At 57.8% G+C, this 16,350-nt stretch carries 11 protein-coding genes and 5 pseudogenes; 15 read left to right on the top strand and 1 reads right to left on the bottom strand.

Translation table 11 applies throughout. The annotated features are described in order from the left end of the window. Positions 1-161: 161 nt before the first annotated feature. The 3 genes and pseudogenes from PACILC2_RS03720 to holA all read left to right on the top strand — a co-directional run bounded on the left by PACILC2_RS03720 (position 162) and on the right by holA (position 3,073). A pseudogene (locus PACILC2_RS03720) lies at positions 162-709 on the top strand (RNA polymerase sigma factor). Continuing rightward, the gene (locus PACILC2_RS03725) at positions 706-1,809 is read left to right on the top strand and encodes an anti-sigma factor family protein (protein ID WP_213527575.1); all 1,104 of its coding nucleotides are present in this window, start codon (positions 706-708) and stop codon (positions 1,807-1,809) included. The pseudogene PACILC2_RS03720 and the gene PACILC2_RS03725 overlap by 4 nt, the downstream one beginning before the upstream one ends. 335 nt (positions 1,810-2,144) lie before the next feature. Next, positions 2,145-3,073, top strand: a pseudogene (gene holA, locus PACILC2_RS03730) (DNA polymerase III subunit delta). A gap of 153 nt (positions 3,074-3,226) precedes the next feature. Here the strand turns inward: holA and rpsT are convergent. Next, positions 3,227-3,498 (bottom strand): annotated as a pseudogene (gene rpsT / locus PACILC2_RS03735) (30S ribosomal protein S20). Between the two features lie 215 nt (positions 3,499-3,713). On the opposite strand from rpsT, the gene gpr reads away from it, so the two are divergent. From gpr to PACILC2_RS03795, 12 genes and pseudogenes are all read left to right on the top strand, one after another. Continuing rightward, positions 3,714-4,718, top strand: a complete 1,005-nt coding sequence (gpr, locus tag PACILC2_RS03740; protein WP_062492322.1) for a GPR endopeptidase — start codon at positions 3,714-3,716, stop codon at positions 4,716-4,718. A gap of 181 nt (positions 4,719-4,899) precedes the next feature. Continuing rightward, on the top strand, positions 4,900-6,141 hold the full coding sequence (spoIIP, locus tag PACILC2_RS03745) for a stage II sporulation protein P (RefSeq protein ID WP_213527577.1): 1,242 nt from the start codon (positions 4,900-4,902) through the stop codon (positions 6,139-6,141). Between the two features lie 59 nt (positions 6,142-6,200). Next, positions 6,201-6,605 carry a hypothetical protein gene (locus tag PACILC2_RS03750; protein ID WP_213527580.1) on the top strand — a complete coding sequence of 135 codons (405 nt, stop codon included), beginning with the start codon at positions 6,201-6,203 and terminating at the stop codon, positions 6,603-6,605. 146 nt (positions 6,606-6,751) lie between these two features. After that, on the top strand, positions 6,752-8,569 hold the full coding sequence (lepA, locus tag PACILC2_RS03755; protein WP_062492325.1) for a translation elongation factor 4: 1,818 nt from the start codon (positions 6,752-6,754) through the stop codon (positions 8,567-8,569). A 3-nt stretch (positions 8,570-8,572) separates the two neighbouring features. Further along, the gene (gene hemW / locus PACILC2_RS03760; protein ID WP_213527582.1) at positions 8,573-9,721 is read left to right on the top strand and encodes a radical SAM family heme chaperone HemW; all 1,149 of its coding nucleotides are present in this window, start codon (positions 8,573-8,575) and stop codon (positions 9,719-9,721) included. A 91-nt stretch (positions 9,722-9,812) separates the two neighbouring features. Next, a pseudogene (locus PACILC2_RS03765) lies at positions 9,813-10,272 on the top strand (N-acetyltransferase). A gap of 136 nt (positions 10,273-10,408) precedes the next feature. Further along, the gene (hrcA, locus tag PACILC2_RS03770) at positions 10,409-11,434 is read left to right on the top strand and encodes a heat-inducible transcriptional repressor HrcA (RefSeq protein ID WP_062492327.1); all 1,026 of its coding nucleotides are present in this window, start codon (positions 10,409-10,411) and stop codon (positions 11,432-11,434) included. A gap of 88 nt (positions 11,435-11,522) precedes the next feature. Further along, a complete protein-coding gene (gene grpE, locus PACILC2_RS03775; protein ID WP_213527596.1) occupies positions 11,523-12,125 on the top strand; it encodes a nucleotide exchange factor GrpE in 603 nt (200 codons plus the stop codon). A gap of 57 nt (positions 12,126-12,182) precedes the next feature. After that, positions 12,183-14,030 (top strand): molecular chaperone DnaK, encoded by a 1,848-nt coding sequence (gene dnaK, locus PACILC2_RS03780; protein WP_062492328.1) that lies wholly within the window; start codon positions 12,183-12,185, stop codon positions 14,028-14,030. 99 nt (positions 14,031-14,129) lie between these two features. Then, positions 14,130-15,253 (top strand): annotated as a pseudogene (dnaJ, locus tag PACILC2_RS03785) (molecular chaperone DnaJ). A gap of 187 nt (positions 15,254-15,440) precedes the next feature. Then, a complete protein-coding gene (locus PACILC2_RS03790; RefSeq protein WP_213527584.1) occupies positions 15,441-15,620 on the top strand; it encodes a YfhD family protein in 180 nt (59 codons plus the stop codon). Next, complete coding sequence (locus PACILC2_RS03795) at positions 15,598-15,855, top strand: hypothetical protein (RefSeq protein WP_213527586.1); 258 nt, start codon at positions 15,598-15,600, stop codon at positions 15,853-15,855. The genes PACILC2_RS03790 and PACILC2_RS03795 overlap by 23 nt, the downstream gene beginning before the upstream one ends. Positions 15,856-16,350: the final 495 nt, after the last annotated feature.

The raw sequence follows: 16,350 nt of genomic DNA on the forward strand, positions 1-16,350 counted from the left end.
CAAACGAACAGGGTATACGGCACCCTGTTTTTTTGTTATTCTTTAATGTGGTGTATTGGCTTTTTTACTTCAATTTCGCATGTCACTGGAATAAATAAATCGACTGCAACATATGAAGCAGCCTTTTCGTCTATAAGGTTGCAAGAGAGGGGGAGCCTTCGTTGGTGGAGCCGGATCTGATAAGAGCCGCTCAGAAGGGCGATCGCGACGCTTTAATCACCCTATTGCGCGAAATCGAAACGCATGTTTACCGGACAGCCTTCTACATTTTGAACAACGAGCAGGACGCGATGGACGCGGCGCAAGAGGCGCTTATCCGCATTTATACCAAGATTGGATCCTATGAAGAGAAGGCGCAGTTTAAAACGTGGATTCAACGCATCGTGACCAATATCTGCATCGACAAGTTCAGACGGAGCAAACCGACCGTTTCGATTGACGAGCACGAACTGGTGTTCCGGGAAAACATACCGTCGAAGAAGAAGTGCTTGCGGCTTATGCGGCCAAGGATATCCGGGACGCAATCGACAGGCTGCCTGAGCATCACCGGGCAGTCGTCGTCCTGAGATACTTGCAGGATTTTTCGTATAACGAAATTGCCGACTCTCTCGATTTGCCGCTGAACACGGTAAAATCCTACTTGTTCCGGGCGCGACAGCAGCTTCAGGCGTTGCTTCAAGATTATCAGAAAGGTGGTGTCCGAGGATGAATTGTCAAGAGGTGATGGAATATATGCAACGTCAGCTTGACGGCGATCTCGATGAGCGCGAAACCGAAATCTTGATGACTCATACCAGACATTGCCCTGAATGTGCCGATATGCTCGAACGGTTGAAACGATTGTCAAACGATTTGGAAAGCTTGCCGAAAGTTACGCCTCCTTACAGTCTGGTCGACGCCATCCTGCCGAAGCTGGAGATGCTCGATCGGGAGCAGCAACCGTCGGAACGGCCGGCCGCTGGCGAGCCGGAACCGCGGCAGGAACCGCTCGCTCCGCGCCGTGCGGACCAGAAACGCGGCTGGACGGACCGGATTTCCTTCAAGATGCTGTCCGGATTCGCAGCCGTCGGAATCGCCGCAGCATTGTTTGTCGTCATGTACGATCCGCCATCGCTTCACGATTCGGCCAGCAAGTCGTCGTCGGAATCGGCAGACGCGTCGGAATCGGCAGGCGCGTCGGAATCGGCAGGCGCGTCGGAATCGGCAGGCGCGTCGGAATCGGCGGACAGGCCGCTGGCCGCGGATGCCGGGAATACGGCCCGGACCTTCAGCGGCGAAGCCGCAACCAAGTCCGCGCCGGAAGCTGCGCCTCAAGCTGCGCCTCAAGCTGCGCCCGATACGACGCCGGGATATATGAGCAATCAGGAAGACGAAACGATAAAGAAACAGACCCAAGCCGTGCCGCCTTCCGACCGCAACACCAGCGAAGTGCTGCCCGAACCGGACGCCAAACCGGAGGAACCCGAGATGGGCTCCATGGAACCCGACATCGAGGCTCCTATCGTGACGGACGAAAATAAAATGGGCATTGCCAGTTTCGGCGAAGCGCAGGAAAGCGACGACGACGCGGTCGTTTCGAACGACGGGGCGTACAAAGCTTATGTCGTCGACAACACGGTCAAAATTTACGCCACCGACGGCGGCGCGCTGCTGTTCGCCAGCGAAACCAAAGACGGCGTTGTCGGGGAACTGAAATGGTCGGAAGACAGCGCCACGCTGTACTACGAGGTGCGGCCGGATAAGGGAGAGCCTTCGCGCTATGCCGTCGATCCGGTCAAGCAAACCGAGACGCCGGTTGAGCCGGAATAACCGGATGTTCGCACACTTCGGGGCGGATTTGCGTATACTGCAGTATATGAAAGTCAGCGACGAAGCCTTGACGTCGTATGACCATTTGCAATGACGGTACCATGGGCCGCGTTGCAAATGTTTATATAGATGTTCAAGGACAGGGGGATGGGGGCTTATGACGCTCTCATCCCTCTGTTGACTTGACGGGTGCCGTCCCGGAGAGCGGGGTTTGTCGAGAGGAGAGCGAAATGGAAGCGAGAGAAGCGATGAAAGAAATACGGAGCGGCGCCGTCAGACCGGTCTACGTTGCTTATGGCAAGGACCGCTACCGGATGATGAGGTTCGCGGCGTTTATGGAAGAAACGCTGCTTAAGCCGGACGAGCGGGAGCTAGGCGTCGTCAAGATGGATACCGCCGAAACGCCGCTCGAAGAGGTTGTAGCCGAAGCGGAGACGCCGCCGTTTTTTGTTTCGAGAAAATCATTTTCGTCAAAGACCAGACGGTGTTCGCCGCAGGCGGCAAAGAAAACGGAAAGGTAACGCACCGGACCGATGCGCTGCTCGAATATTTGAAGCGCCCGGCGGAAACGAGCGTAATCGTCTTTCTTGTGCAGGCGGACAAGCTGGACGAGCGGCGCAAACTGGTCAAATCGCTCAAGAGCGGCCGCGTCCTCATTCCGTTCGAGGAGCTTGGCGAGCATGAGTTGAAGCAGTGGATCGTTCGCCGCGCCGCCGAGCAAAACCGGGAAATATCGGAGGAGGCCGCCGAATTGCTGCTGTCCCGCACGGGCAACCATATGCAGCAGCTCGCAAGCGAAGTGGACAAGCTGTGCCTGTATGCCGGCAGCGGGGGCCGGATCGGACGCGGCGATGTGGAGCTGTTGACAGCTTCCACCGTCGAAGAAGACGTCTTTGCGCTGATCGATCATATTGCGGGGATGGAGACGGACAAGGCGCTCGGGCTTTACCGGCGGCTGCTCGGCCGGCGGGAGGAGCCGATCAAGCTGCTCGCGCTCATTGCCCGGCAATACCGGATTATGCTGCAGGTGAAGGAGCTGGAGCGGCATTCGTATTCGCCGCAGCAGATGGCCGGGCAGCTCGGCCTGCATCCGTATGCGGTCAAGCTGGCGGCGGACAAGGCCCGCCGCTACAACGCCGAACGTCTCGGCGAACTCTTGTCGGCTCTGGCCGATCTCGATTACCGGATGAAGACGGGACGGATCGACAAGGAGCTCGGTCTTGAGCTGTTTCTGCTGTCGGCCGGCTGCTTTCATAACCGATAAAAAACAAACGGCTTCTGCACGGGAGGGCAGAAGCCGTTTGTTTGGCATATGCCGAAACGAGCTTCCCCGCCCAAAACGGTGAAGCCGTTTGCGTTAGCGTATGTGTCGCCGCCGGGCGGCAATCCGATCGCAGCTCGCTTCGCTATTATTCTCTTAGGCTTGAGCCGTAAGAGCGTTCAGCTTTTTCGCCAGACGGGATTTTTTGCGGGCTGCGGCATTTTTGTGAACGAGCCCTTTCGTTACCGCTTTGTCGAGCTTCTTCGTAGCGACGATCAGAGCCGCTTTGGCCGCTTCCGGATCGTTGCTTGCGAGAGCCTGATCGGCCGCTTTAATCGCCGTACGGAGAGCGGATTTTGCGACGCGTTCAGCGCGCGGCGTTTCTCGTTCGTTTTTACGCGTTTGATAGCGGATTTGATGTTTGGCATGTCATTCACCTCCTGTACCGAAAACACGTCGGGACCATCCCAACACAACTTGAAACAGTTTACCATGCGTACGGGCAAATTGCAATAGCCGGAAGAGGCGCCGGAAGAGGCGGCGGAAGAGGCGGCGGAAGGTTGCGCCAGGCGCCGGCGCCGCGAATAAAACGGTTCGCGCGGCAGCACAATAATGGCAAAACCGGAAGGAGCGCGCAACCCTGATGAGTAAACTCGATTTGCAGCAATATTCGGTCCGCACCGATTTGGCGCTGGAAGCCAAGGAGATCGCCGAAGCCGGAGGCGGAAAGCCGATACCCGGCGTCCAGGCGCAAACGGACGAAGAAGACGGCATTATCGTCACCAAATTGCAGGTGGAAAACGAGCAGGGAGCCCGTGCCATCGGCAAAATGATCGGCAACTATGTCACGATCGAAGTGCCCGGCCTGCGTTCCGGCGATACGGAATTGCAGAACCGCGTCGCCACGAAAGTATCCCAGGAATTCGAAGCGTTCCTGGAGCGGATCGGGGTCGGACGTACGGCCAAAATTTTGATCGTCGGCTTGGGCAACTGGAATGTGACGCCGGATGCGCTCGGACCGCTTGTCGTCGAAAATGTAATGGTGACGCGGCACTACTTCGAGCTGATGCCCGATCAGGTCGCGCCCGGCTACCGTTCGGTCAGCGCGGTCGCGCCCGGCGTCATGGGCACGACCGGCATCGAGTCGAGCGAAATCGTGCAGGGCATCGTGGAGCGGACGAAGCCCGACGTCGTCATTGCGATCGACGCGCTGGCCTCGAAGGCGCTGGAGCGCGTCAACACGACGATCCAGATTGCCGACACGGGCATCCATCCCGGATCGGGCATCGGCAACAAACGGCGAGGGTTGACGAAGGAAATTCTCGGCATTCCGATTATCGCGATCGGCGTTCCGACCGTCGTCTACGCTTCGACGATCGTGAACAATACGATGGAAATGATGCAGCGGCATATTCAATCCCATAACGGCGACACCGACAAAATATTCGGCATGATGAACCAGATGGAGGACAACGAACGGCTCCGTTTCGTCAAGGAAGTGCTCGCTCCGCTCGGGCACGATCTGCTCGTAACGCCGAAAGAGATCGACCAGTTTATCGAAGACATCGCCAACATTATCGCCAGCGGACTCAATGCGTCGCTGCACGAGGCGATCGACAGCAATAACGTCGCCGCCTATACCCACTGACCGCCCGCCGCCGGAAGCGGCTTCCTGCCGCCCGATGTCCGGGCGGTTTTTTCGCATGCGGCTTCGTCGCGACTCTATCTACTTCCGAAACTTTTACTAGAAAAAAGGTTCTAGCGATTCTCTCATTCTCATAAAGTAGTACTAGCCTGTAGATAGGCAACACGAAAGCGGGGATGAGTCGATGAAACGAACCTTTTTTACATTTAATGTGGGCCGGGGAAGCGAGCGGCTCCGCTCGTTGCTCGTTACGGGCAAAACGTTCGCGGTGCTGTCTCTTTGCTCGATGCTGTTTTTCGTGCTGATCGGCATAGCCGGCACCGTTCACCGGCAGTCGTCCGCATCGCCCATATCGTCGATGAAAGGATTGGCTGCGGCCGTATCAAGCGCTTTTTTTGCGGATATGCTGGGAATGGAACTGCCCGCATTCGAAGGCGGCGGTTCGGACGAATCGCTGTCCAAGCAGCAAATCGGCGCTTTTCTGGTCCGCATGCTGACCGATATTAACCCGAACGATCCGAAAAGCTTGCTTGCCGGCGCCATGCCGGGCATGAACGGCAACGATTCGATTCTGCTTCGGGGCGGCAAAGGAACCGACGCTGCGGTCGGACCGGAGGATCACGAGCCGATTGAAGGTTCGGGCGGCGATCATCATAACGGCGGCGATACGGGAGACGCAAGCGAAGGACCGGACGGGGAACCGCCGGACGAAGTCGAACCGGATGAACCGGATAAGAACGGGGCCGGACCGGAACAGCCGGATAAGCAGTCGACAGGCGGACGCAAGGTCGTCTTTATCTACCATACCCATAACCGGGAATCGTGGTATCCGGAGCTGGGCGGCAACACGAAAGATCCGAATTCCAGCACGAAAAATATTACGCTCGTCGGCAAACGGCTGGCCAAAAAGCTCGAGGAATACGGCATCGGCGCCCTCCATTCGGATACCGATTATCCGACGACGATACCGGATTACCGGTGGGAGCTGCTGTACAAGTATTCGATGAAAACGGTCAAGGAAGCGATGGCGGCCAACAGCGATTTGACGTTTTTCTTCGATATTCACCGCGATGCGAACCGCCGCAAGCATACGACTGTGACGATTAACGGCAAAGATTACGCCCAGGTCTATTTCATCATCGGGCACCGGAATCCGCACTGGCGGGAGAACGAAAAATTTGCCGCCCGGATTCACGACGCGATCGAACAGAAGTATCCCGGCATTTCGCGCGGGATATGGGGCAAGACGGCGGCATCCGGCAACGCCGAATACAACCAGTCGCTGTCGTCGAACAGCGTGCTGATCGAAATCGGCGGCGTCGACAATACGCTTGAGGAATCGTACCGGACGGCGGACGCGCTGGCGCAAGTGATTGCGGATCTGTATTGGGATGCGGAGAAGGTCGACGCGGCTGCCCGCAACTGAGGCGGAGCTCTTCATTCGCAGCCCGAATCTTGACGAAGCTCGATAAGGAGGATGAGATCATGAGGCGGAAAGAAGCGTGGAAATGGGCGGTGATCGGCGGCGCGATCGCGTTTCTGGTGCTGTACGGCATCGAGGCGGCGTCGACGGGCATCGAGCGCATTTACGGGCCGGTGGAGAACGGCAGCCCCCTCTATGTGGCGGACCGGCCGGATGCGGATGAGAACGCGGCGAACGGTCCGGGCGCGGAGCGGTCCGGGCCGGCGGCGGATGAGCAGACTGCCGGGGAACCGAGCGGGACGGTGGAGCGGACGGACTACCGCGAAGAGCGGCTGCCCGGCATCCCCCGCACGACTTACGAGCCTTCGGTCAACCGGGTCGCCGACGGCGCGGCCGGCTTTCTGCAGTCGGTTACGAGCGGCGGCATCCGGTTCATCGTGGCGCTGTTCGATTCCGTTACGCGCTGACGTCCGCCGGCCGCGATGCCGTCCCGGCGGCCGTATGCGCCGGGATACGGTCCGTTCCCGACCGCCGGTCTTCTCATTGCTGGTGCCCCCTCGAACTGCTATAATAATGGAATGATTGGCATTTATGGATTTAGTGGGGGTAAGGCATGACGGACGTTCGTGACCGGCAGAACAAAATACGCAACTTTTCAATTATCGCCCATATCGACCACGGCAAATCGACATTGGCGGACCGGATCCTGGAATATACGGGCGCGCTCACGTCACGCGAGATGCAGGAGCAGGTGCTCGATTCGATGGATCTGGAGCGGGAGCGCGGCATTACGATCAAGCTGCAGGCGGTGCGTCTGAATTACCGTGCCGACGATGGCGAGGAATATATTTTGCATTTGATCGACACGCCCGGACACGTCGATTTTACTTATGAAGTATCCCGCAGTTTGGCTGCCTGCGAAGGCGCGCTGCTCGTTGTGGATGCTGCGCAGGGCATCGAGGCCCAGACGCTGGCGAACGTCTATCTGGCGCTCGACAACAATCTGGAAATTTTGCCTGTGATCAACAAGATCGATCTGCCAAGCGCGGAGCCGGAGCGGGTCAAGCAGGAGATCGAGGACGTTATCGGCCTCGACGCGAGCGAGGCGGTGCTGGCATCGGCCAAAGCCGGCATCGGCATCAAGGAAATTTTGGAGCAGGTCGTGGCCAAGGTGCCCGCGCCGAGCGGCGATCCCGATGCGCCGCTCAAGGCGCTTATTTTCGATTCCCATTACGATCCGTACAAGGGCGTCATCGTCTATGTGCGCGTCGTCGACGGCAGCATCCGGTCGGGCAAGCGGATCCGCTTCATGGCGACGGGCGCCGAATTCGAAGTGATCGAGGTCGGGACGTTCAAGCCCCGCATGACGATCGTCGACGAGCTGTCGGTCGGCGATGTCGGCTTTATCGTAGCCGGCATCAAAAATGTGAAGGATACGCGGGTCGGGGATACGGTCACCGACGCGAAGCGGCCGGCGCCGGAGCCGCTGCCCGGCTACCGCCGCAGCAATCCGATGGTATTCTGCGGCCTGTATCCGATCGAATCGAAGGATTACAACGGATTGCGCGAGGCGCTCGAGAAGCTGGAGCTGAACGACGCCTCCCTCCGCTTCGAGCCGGAGACGTCGACGGCGCTCGGCTTCGGGTTCCGCTGCGGATTTCTCGGTCTTCTCCATATGGAGATCATTCAGGAACGGATCGAGCGCGAGTTCAACATTCCGCTCATTACGACGGCGCCGAGCGTCATCTACAAGGTGCAGCTGACGAACGGAGATGTCATCGAGATCGACAATCCGTCGAACTATCCGGAGACGGGCAAAATCGATCATGTCGAGGAGCCGTACGTCAAGGCGTCGATCATCGTGCCGAACGACTACGTCGGAGCCATTATGGAACTGTGCCAGAGCCGGCGCGGAGAGTTTGTCAACATGGAGTATCTGGACACGAACCGGGTGACGATTACGTACGAACTGCCGCTGTCGGAAATCGTCTACGATTTCTTCGACCAGCTGAAGTCGAGCACGAAAGGCTACGCTTCGTTCGACTACGAGATGTCGGGTTACCGCAAGTCCAATCTGGTGAAAATGGACATTTTGCTGAACGGCGAGCAGGTCGATGCGCTTTCCGTCATCGTTCACCGCGACCGCGCCTATCAGCGCGGAAGGGCGGTATGCGAGAAGCTGAAGGAGCTCATCCCGCGCCAAATGTTCGAGGTGCCGGTGCAGGCGTCGATCGGCTCGAAGGTTATCGCGCGCGAAACCGTCAAGGCGATGCGCAAAAACGTGCTCGCCAAATGCTACGGCGGCGACATCAGCCGGAAGCGGAAGCTGCTGGAGAAGCAGAAGGAAGGCAAGAAGCGGATGAAACAGGTCGGAAGCGTGGAAGTGCCGCAGGAAGCGTTCATGGCGGTGCTGAAGATCGACGAGGATTGACCGATGCGGTACTCATCTCCCCGTGCGCTGTACATTCACATTCCGTTCTGCACGAACAAGTGCCACTACTGCGATTTTACGTCCTATGTGCTGAACGGCCAGCCGGTTGACGATTATCTGGACGCCCTGGAGCGGGAAATGGCGGAAACGGTCAGACGGATTCCGCCCGAAACGATCGACACCGTTTTCGTCGGCGGCGGAACGCCGACCGTGCTTGCGCCCGCACAGATGGAACGGTTCCTTGCCTCCGTCCGCCGCCACTTTCCGCTTGCCCGGGATGCGGAATTTTCAATGGAGGCGAATCCGGGAACGACCGACAAGGACAAGCTGGAGGCGATGAGGGCCGGCGGCGTCAACCGGATCAGCTTCGGGGTCCAGTCGTTCGACAACGGCTTGCTTGAGCGGATCGGCCGCATCCATAACGTGGAGGACGTATACCGGAGCATCGAGCTGGCGCGGGAAACGGGCTTTGCGAACCTGTCGATCGACCTGATGTTCGGGCTGCCGGGGCAGACGGTCGGGCTGCTCGAGGACAGCGTCGAGCGGGCGCTTGCGCTTCGCCTTCCTCATTACTCGCTCTACAGCCTGAAGGTGGAGGAAAATACGCTGTTCCACAAGCTGTACGAGCGCAACGAGCTGCCGCTGCCGACCGAGGACGAGGAGCTGGCGATGTATTTGCTCCTGATCGACCGGCTGAAGGCGGCCGGCTACGGCCACTACGAGATCAGCAATTTCGCCTTGCCCGGCAAGGAATGCCGCCACAATATAACGTATTGGCGCAACGAACCGTACTACGGGCTCGGGGCGGGCGCGCACGGTTATGCTAATGGCGTGCGTCACGTCAACCTGAAGGGCATCACCCCCTACATCGAGGCGACAAAGTCCGGGCTGCCGCTGCTTGAAACGCATACGGTGCCGGAGGACGAGGCGATGGAAGATTTTATGATGGTCGGTCTGCGCATGCTGTCCGGCGTTCGTTCCGCCGATTTTGCCGCCCAGTTCCCGGGCAAGACGATCGAGGAAACATTCGGGACGACAATCGAAAAGCTGCTGCAAGACGGGCTGATCGAGAGGACGGAAGACGGCGGGTTCCGGTTGACCGACCGCGGCGTACTGTTCGGCAACGAGGTGTTCGGCGCATTTCTCGACTAGCGCCGGACATTTTACTCTTGAGGATTCATTCGGTGTAGTGTATATTTATTCATATTCACAAAGCAGACACCGGATGAAGGAGACGATCGGAATGCAGGCGCAGGCGGTGTGCCGGAAGGCGACAGCGGAAGATGTCGACACGTTATATGAATTAATCAAAGGTTATGCGGAGAAAGGAATTATGCTGCCGCGATCGAAAGAAACGCTGCAGCGGCAGATCGGCACGTTCGTCGTGGCGGAGATCGACGGCGAGGTCGTCGGCTGCGGGTCGCTGTGCAAGCTCGGAGACGATCTTGTCGAAATTCGCTCGCTCGGCATATCGGAAGGATACAAGGGACAAGGAATCGGCAGCAAGCTGGTAGACCGCCTGATCGAGCAAGCGAAAGAACAGAACATCGGCAAAGTGATGGCGCTCACGTACGAAGTGCGATTTTTTGAGCGAAACGGCTTCCAGGTCGTCGACAAGGAAATTTTCCGGAAAAGTATGGACCGATTGCGTCAACTGCCCGAAACAGCATTGCTGCGACGAAATCGCCGTTCTAAAACGCTGAACTGACTTGACAATCGGCAAGTCAGTTTGGTATTTTTGTAGTAATGATTAGCACTCACCAACCAAGAGTGCTAACGACGATTCAGGAAATCGGTCGCCTACGAATGTGACGACTGTCGGGCACAGGAGGGATACGGATGCTGACGGAACGGCAGCGCATGATTTTGAATGCTATCGTGGACGATTACATCCGCTCCGCCGAGCCGGTCGGTTCGCGGAGCATTTCGAAGCGCGGCGATGTCGGTTACAGCGCGGCAACGATTCGCAATGAAATGGCCGATCTGGAGGAACTCGGCTTTTTGGAGCAGCCGCATACGTCAGCGGGACGAGTACCTTCCATTAAAGGCTATCGCTACTATGTCGATCACCTCGTGAAGCTTGGCGACGTGAACGAACACGAATTGAAGCTGCTCCGCTCATACATTGCGGAGAAGATGAGAGGGATGGAGCAGGTCACCCAGCATGCGGCCATGATTCTGTCCAATTTGACGAACTACACCTCGATTTTTCTCGGCCCGGAAACGTTCAACACGACGTTGAAGCATTTTCAGCTGGTGCCGCTCAACGAGGATACGGCTGTGGCGATCATCGTGACCAGCACCGGCCATGTCGAGAACACGACGGTTTCGATTCCGTCCGATATGAGCATGTCGGATATGGAGAGAATCGTCAACATCCTGAACGCCAAGCTGGCGGGAGTTCCTCTCGTGCAGCTGCGCTCGAAGCTGTTCTCGGAGGTCGGTGAAGAGTTGAGCCGTTATGCCGCTCACTGCGAGCGGATGATCGACGTGCTGACGGGGGTGCTCAAGGAGGGCGAGGGCAATCGGGTCTTCCTGAGCGGTACGACGAATATTTTGACGCAGCCGGAATTTAAAGATGTGGACAAAGTGAAGACGCTGCTCGACCTGCTGGAAGAAACGCCGACCATCATGAAGCTGTTCGCCGATCTTCCCGCAGGCATTCAAGTGCGGATCGGGACGGAGAACGAGCACGAGGCGATCAACAACTGCAGCCTCATTACGGCGACGTTCTCCATCGACGGGCAATCGCTCGGCACGATCGGCATTTTGGGACCGACGCGCATGGAATACGGCAAGGTGATCAGCCTGCTGGATGTGCTGTCCAAAGACTTGGCCGTATTGATGGCAAGATGGTACAAATAACGGTCTTCCGCGAAGCGCCGGATAATGGCAAGGAGGTGAAGCATTCGTGAATACGAAAGAAAATATAACCGAGGAACAGCAAGCAGATATGAACAACGAGCATTCACCGGAACAGGCGGAAGAAGCTGCGGAAGAACGCGCGGAAGCTGCATCCGAGGCGGCGAATGCCGGCGGTGAGAGCGAAGCAGCGAATGCCGGCGGTGACGGCGAAGCCGATGCGGACCGGGCGGCGGAGGATGAAGATCCCCGTCTGGCCGAACTGGAGAAGCAGCTGGAAGACTCCCGTCAGCGTTTGCTGCGGGCGCAGGCGGATTTTGACAATTTCCGCCGCCGGACGATGAAGGAGAAGGAAGAGTTGGCCCAATACGCGACGATGAAGCTGGTGGGAGAGCTTCTTCCTGTCGTGGACAATTTCGAACGGGCGATTACGGCCGCCAAGGAAAACAGCGATTTCGATTCGCTCGCCAAAGGTGTCGACATGATTTTCCGGCAGTTGGACAAGGTGCTGGCCGAGCAGGGGCTGAAGCCGATCCCGGCTGTCGGCGAACCGTTCAACCCCGAATTTCATCAGGCGGTTATGCAGGTGGAATCGGAGGAGCATGAGGAAGGCATTATAGTGGAAGAACTGCAAAAAGGATACATGCTGAAAGACAAAGTGCTGCGGCCTTCGATGGTCAAGGTGAGCAGCTGATAGAGAATTTGCCGCACCTTGCGCTGCGGCTTTCATGTTCAAAGGAGGAATACAGGAATGGGCAAAGTGATTGGCATCGACCTTGGCACGACCAACTCCTGCGTGGCGGTCATGGAAGGCGGCGAAGCGGTCGTCATTCCGAACCCGGAGGGGGGACGGACGACGCCGTCGGTCGTCGGCTTCAAGAAGGACGGAGAGCGGATCGTAGGCGAAACTGCCAAGCGTCAGGCGATTACGAATCCGGACCGCACCATCATTTCCATCAAGCGCCACATGGGGACGAACCATAAAGTATCGATCGACGGCAAAGAATATACGCCGCAGGAAATTTCGGCGATTATTTTGCAGAAGTTGAAATCCGATGCGGAAGCGTACCTGGGACAGCCCGTAACCCAGGCGGTCATTACGGTTCCGGCCTATTTCAACGACAGCCAGCGTCAGGCAACGAAAGATGCCGGCAAAATCGCCGGTCTTGAAGTGCTGCGTATCGTCAACGAACCGACGGCGGCGGCGCTCGCTTACGGTCTGGACAAAGCCGAGGATCAGACGATTCTCGTCTACGACCTTGGCGGCGGCACGTTCGACGTTTCGATTCTCGAGCTCGGCGACGGCTTTTTCGAAGTGAAGGCAACGAGCGGCGACAACCATCTCGGCGGGGATGACTTCGACCAGGTCATCATCGATTACCTCGTGAGCGAGTTCAAGAAGGAGCACGGCGTCGACCTGTCCAAGGACAAGGCTGCCGTACAGCGTCTGAAGGATGCCGCGGAGAAAGCGAAAAAAGAACTGTCCGGCGTGCTGACGACGACGATTTCGCTGCCGTTCATTACGATGGTGGACGGTGTGCCGCAGCACCTGGAAATGAACCTGAGCCGCGCGAAATTCGAGGAGCTGTCCGCCCATCTGGTGGAACGTACGCTCGGACCGACTCGTCAGGCGCTCAGCGATGCGGGCTTGTCGCCCAGCGACATTGACAAAGTTGTCCTCGTCGGCGGTTCGACGCGCATCCCGGCGGTTCAGGAAGCGATCAAGAAGCTGATCGGCAAGGAGCCGCACAAGGGCGTCAACCCGGACGAGGTCGTGGCGCTTGGCGCTGCCGTGCAAGCGGGCGTGCTGACCGGCGACGTCAAAGACGTCGTATTGCTTGACGTAACGCCGCTGTCGCTCGGCATCGAGACGGCCGGGGGCGTATTTACGAAGATGATCGAACGGAACACGACGATTCCGACGAGCAAATCGCAAATTTTCTCGACGTACGCCGACAATCAGACGAGCGTCGAAATTCACGTCCTGCAGGGCGAACGTTCGATGGCGCGCGACAATAAAACGCTCGGACGGTTCATTCTTGGCGATATTCCGCCGGCTCCGCGCGGCGTTCCGCAAATCGAGGTTACATTCGATATCGACGCCAACGGTATCGTCAACGTGTCGGCGCTCGATAAAGGAACCGGCAAGAGCCAGAAAATTACGATTACGTCCTCCAGCGGCCTGACCGAAGAGGAAATCGAAAGAATGATGAAAGATGCGGAGCTTCACGCCGAAGAAGACAAGAAGCGCCGTGAACTGGTAGAAGCCAAAAACAACGGCGACCAGCTCGTGTATACGGTCGACAAGACGCTGAAGGACCTTGGCGACAAAGTCGACGCCGCCGAGAAGCAAAAGGCCGAAGACGCGAAAGAGAAATTGAAAAAAGCGCTCGAAACCGACAATCTGGACGAAATCAAAAAAGCCAGCGAAGAGCTGACCGATGTCGTTCAGCAGTTGTCCGTCAAGCTGTATGAGCAGGCAGCGCAGCAGGCTCAGGCTAACGGCGGCGCAGGCGCTCAGGACGGGCAGGAAGGATCTGCCAAAGGCAAAGACAACGTAGTTGACGCCGACTACGAAGTAGTCGACGACAAGAAATAAGACTGATCGGGCGGGAGGTCAAAGACAGGCGTGGCCTGGCTTTGACCTCTGTCGCGCTTGCGGCGCATGAACGGCATTAGCAGTGGGGGTGAGAGAAGGTTGGCAGATAAGCGGGATTATTACGAGGTGCTTGGCGTCAGCAAGGACGCGAGCGCCGACGAGATCAAGAAAGCGTACCGGAAGCTGGCCCGCCAATACCATCCGGACGTGAACAAGGCGCCGGATGCCGAGGCGAAGTTCAAGGAAATCAAGGAAGCGTACGACGTACTCTCCGACGATCAGAAACGCGCGACGTACGACAGGTACGGACATATCGATCCGAATCAGGGATTCGGCGGCGGAGGCGGCTTCTCCGGCGCGGATTTCGGCGGTTTCGGCGATATTTTCGACATGTTTTTCGGCGGCGGGGGAAGGCGCGATCCGAATGCCCCGCAGCGCGGCAACGACCTTCAATATACGATGACCATTGAATTCAAAGAAGCGGTGTTCGGCAAAGAGGCCGAAATCACGATTCCGCGGACCGAATCTTGCGATACGTGTCACGGTTCCGGAGCCAAGCCGGGCACGAGACCGGAAACGTGCTCGGTATGCCGCGGCACCGGACAGCAGGAAGTGGTGCAAAATACGCCGTTCGGCCGCATGGTGAACCGCCGTTCCTGTTCGAACTGCGGCGGCACCGGGCGGGTCATCAAGGAGCGCTGCGGAACCTGTCACGGCTCAGGCAGGGTGAAGAAGCAGCGCCGGATTCATGTGCGCATTCCGGCAGGCGTCGACGACGGAGCTCAAATTCGGCTTAGCGGCGAAGGGGAAGGCGGTCTGCGCGGCGGCCCGGCCGGCGATCTGTATATCGTCATCCGGGTGAAGCCTCACGAGTTCTTCGAGCGCGAAGGCGACGATATCTATTGCGAAGTGCCGCTGACATTCACGCAGGCCGCGCTCGGCGACGAGATCGAAATTCCGACGCTGACGGGGAAGGTGAAGCTGAAAATTCCGGCCGGTACGCAGACGGGCACCTACTTCCGGCTGAAGGGCAAGGGCGTCCCCCGGCTGCGCGGATACGGTCAGGGCGATCAGCACGTCAAGGTGACGGTGGTGACGCCGACGTCCTTGACCGAAGAGCAGAAGGAGCTGCTTCGGCAGTTTGCCGGGCTGGCCGGCGAAAAACGAACGAGCAGCATGAGACGCTGCTCGATAAAATGAGAAGAGCGTTTCGAGGCGACTGAACCGTCTTCGAACGGAAGGGCTGCCTTGCAAGCGGAATCGATCCGCTTGCAAGGCAGCCCTGTTTTGCGTTTCCGGCCGCGGATCGTCGGAAACCGCCGCATGCGAGCCGGTTGAATAAGGATGAGCGGTCAAGTTCATCCTAAGCCTGATTGGGCTTAATGGTCGTCAGGAAGGGAGGGTTTGCAGATGGCTGACGGAAAAGCAAGCGGCGGCAAACGGCCGAACAAGCGGGAGCGCGCAGCGTCCGAGCGGCTGCCGGTCGGGAAGTACGAAGATGTCGAATTCGCGGAGGAACGGGCGGATACCGACGATCTGGAAGCGCGGCGCCGGGCGGAAGAGGCCGATGCGCGCGCTGAACGATTGTGAGCGTCCGGGTTATCCGGACAATGCCATTTACGCTGCAGGGGACAATCCGTACGGAACGAGCGCGACGGTCAACAATGACGGCACGTTCGCCGGGAAAGTGCTGGATGCCGCGAAGCATCAGGCCCGCCGCACGATACAAATAGCGGAGTGGGTGAAGAAAGGCCGGAGCGAATCATTTTCGAAATACAACTCTTCACAAAATACAACCCTTCATAAGAAACGCCGAAACGCCTGAAATCCGAAGAAACGTCTGAAACGCTTGAAACCCGGCTGCCGCTGTGCCGGGTTTCTTTGAGTAAGTATAAAACTCACTTCCTCTTTGCCTCTGTTTAACCGTCCGCGCCTTCCGTCAATTCGTCGCCCGTCCGCCGGTGCCCCATCTTTTGTCTATCCGTCTCCGGTCCGCCAGTGCGCCCCGTCTTTCGCTATCCGTCTCCGTTCTGCCAGTGCGCTCCGTCTTTTGTCTATCCGTCTCCGGTCCGCCAGTGCGCCCCATCTTTTGTCTATCCGTCTCCGGTCCGCCGCTCAACCCGCCTTTAACCCCCAAGTCTTCCGGCAGATTGCTTTTGCGAAAAAGCTGCAAAAATACAGGAACTTTGGCCCGAATAGATGGCTAAGGAGCAAATTCCTGCGAAAATACAGTAATTTTTGGAATTTTTCGCTTATCTGGATTAAATAGACCAAAAAAACTGTATAATCGCAGGAATTTTGATGATGTACAATAGTTTGT

It is taken from the genome of Paenibacillus cisolokensis, assembly GCF_018403665.1.
GTDB classification, from domain to species: domain Bacteria; phylum Bacillota; class Bacilli; order Paenibacillales; family Paenibacillaceae; genus Paenibacillus_AH; species Paenibacillus_AH cisolokensis.

Coding starts and splice junctions, on each gene's coding strand:
- spoIIP (WP_213527577.1), top strand. CDS start 4,900: ATGAAACGAACCTTTTTTACATTTAATGTGGGCCGGGGAAGCGAGCGG.
- hrcA (WP_062492327.1), top strand. CDS start 10,409: ATGCTGACGGAACGGCAGCGCATGATTTTGAATGCTATCGTGGACGAT.
- hemW (WP_213527582.1), top strand. CDS start 8,573: ATGCGGTACTCATCTCCCCGTGCGCTGTACATTCACATTCCGTTCTGC.
- PACILC2_RS03795 (WP_213527586.1), top strand. CDS start 15,598: ATGCGCGCGCTGAACGATTGTGAGCGTCCGGGTTATCCGGACAATGCC.
- lepA (WP_062492325.1), top strand. CDS start 6,752: ATGACGGACGTTCGTGACCGGCAGAACAAAATACGCAACTTTTCAATT.
- dnaK (WP_062492328.1), top strand. CDS start 12,183: ATGGGCAAAGTGATTGGCATCGACCTTGGCACGACCAACTCCTGCGTG.
- PACILC2_RS03725 (WP_213527575.1), top strand. CDS start 706: ATGAATTGTCAAGAGGTGATGGAATATATGCAACGTCAGCTTGACGGC.
- gpr (WP_062492322.1), top strand. CDS start 3,714: ATGAGTAAACTCGATTTGCAGCAATATTCGGTCCGCACCGATTTGGCG.
- PACILC2_RS03750 (WP_213527580.1), top strand. CDS start 6,201: ATGAGGCGGAAAGAAGCGTGGAAATGGGCGGTGATCGGCGGCGCGATC.
- grpE (WP_213527596.1), top strand. CDS start 11,523: ATGAACAACGAGCATTCACCGGAACAGGCGGAAGAAGCTGCGGAAGAA.
- PACILC2_RS03790 (WP_213527584.1), top strand. CDS start 15,441: ATGGCTGACGGAAAAGCAAGCGGCGGCAAACGGCCGAACAAGCGGGAG.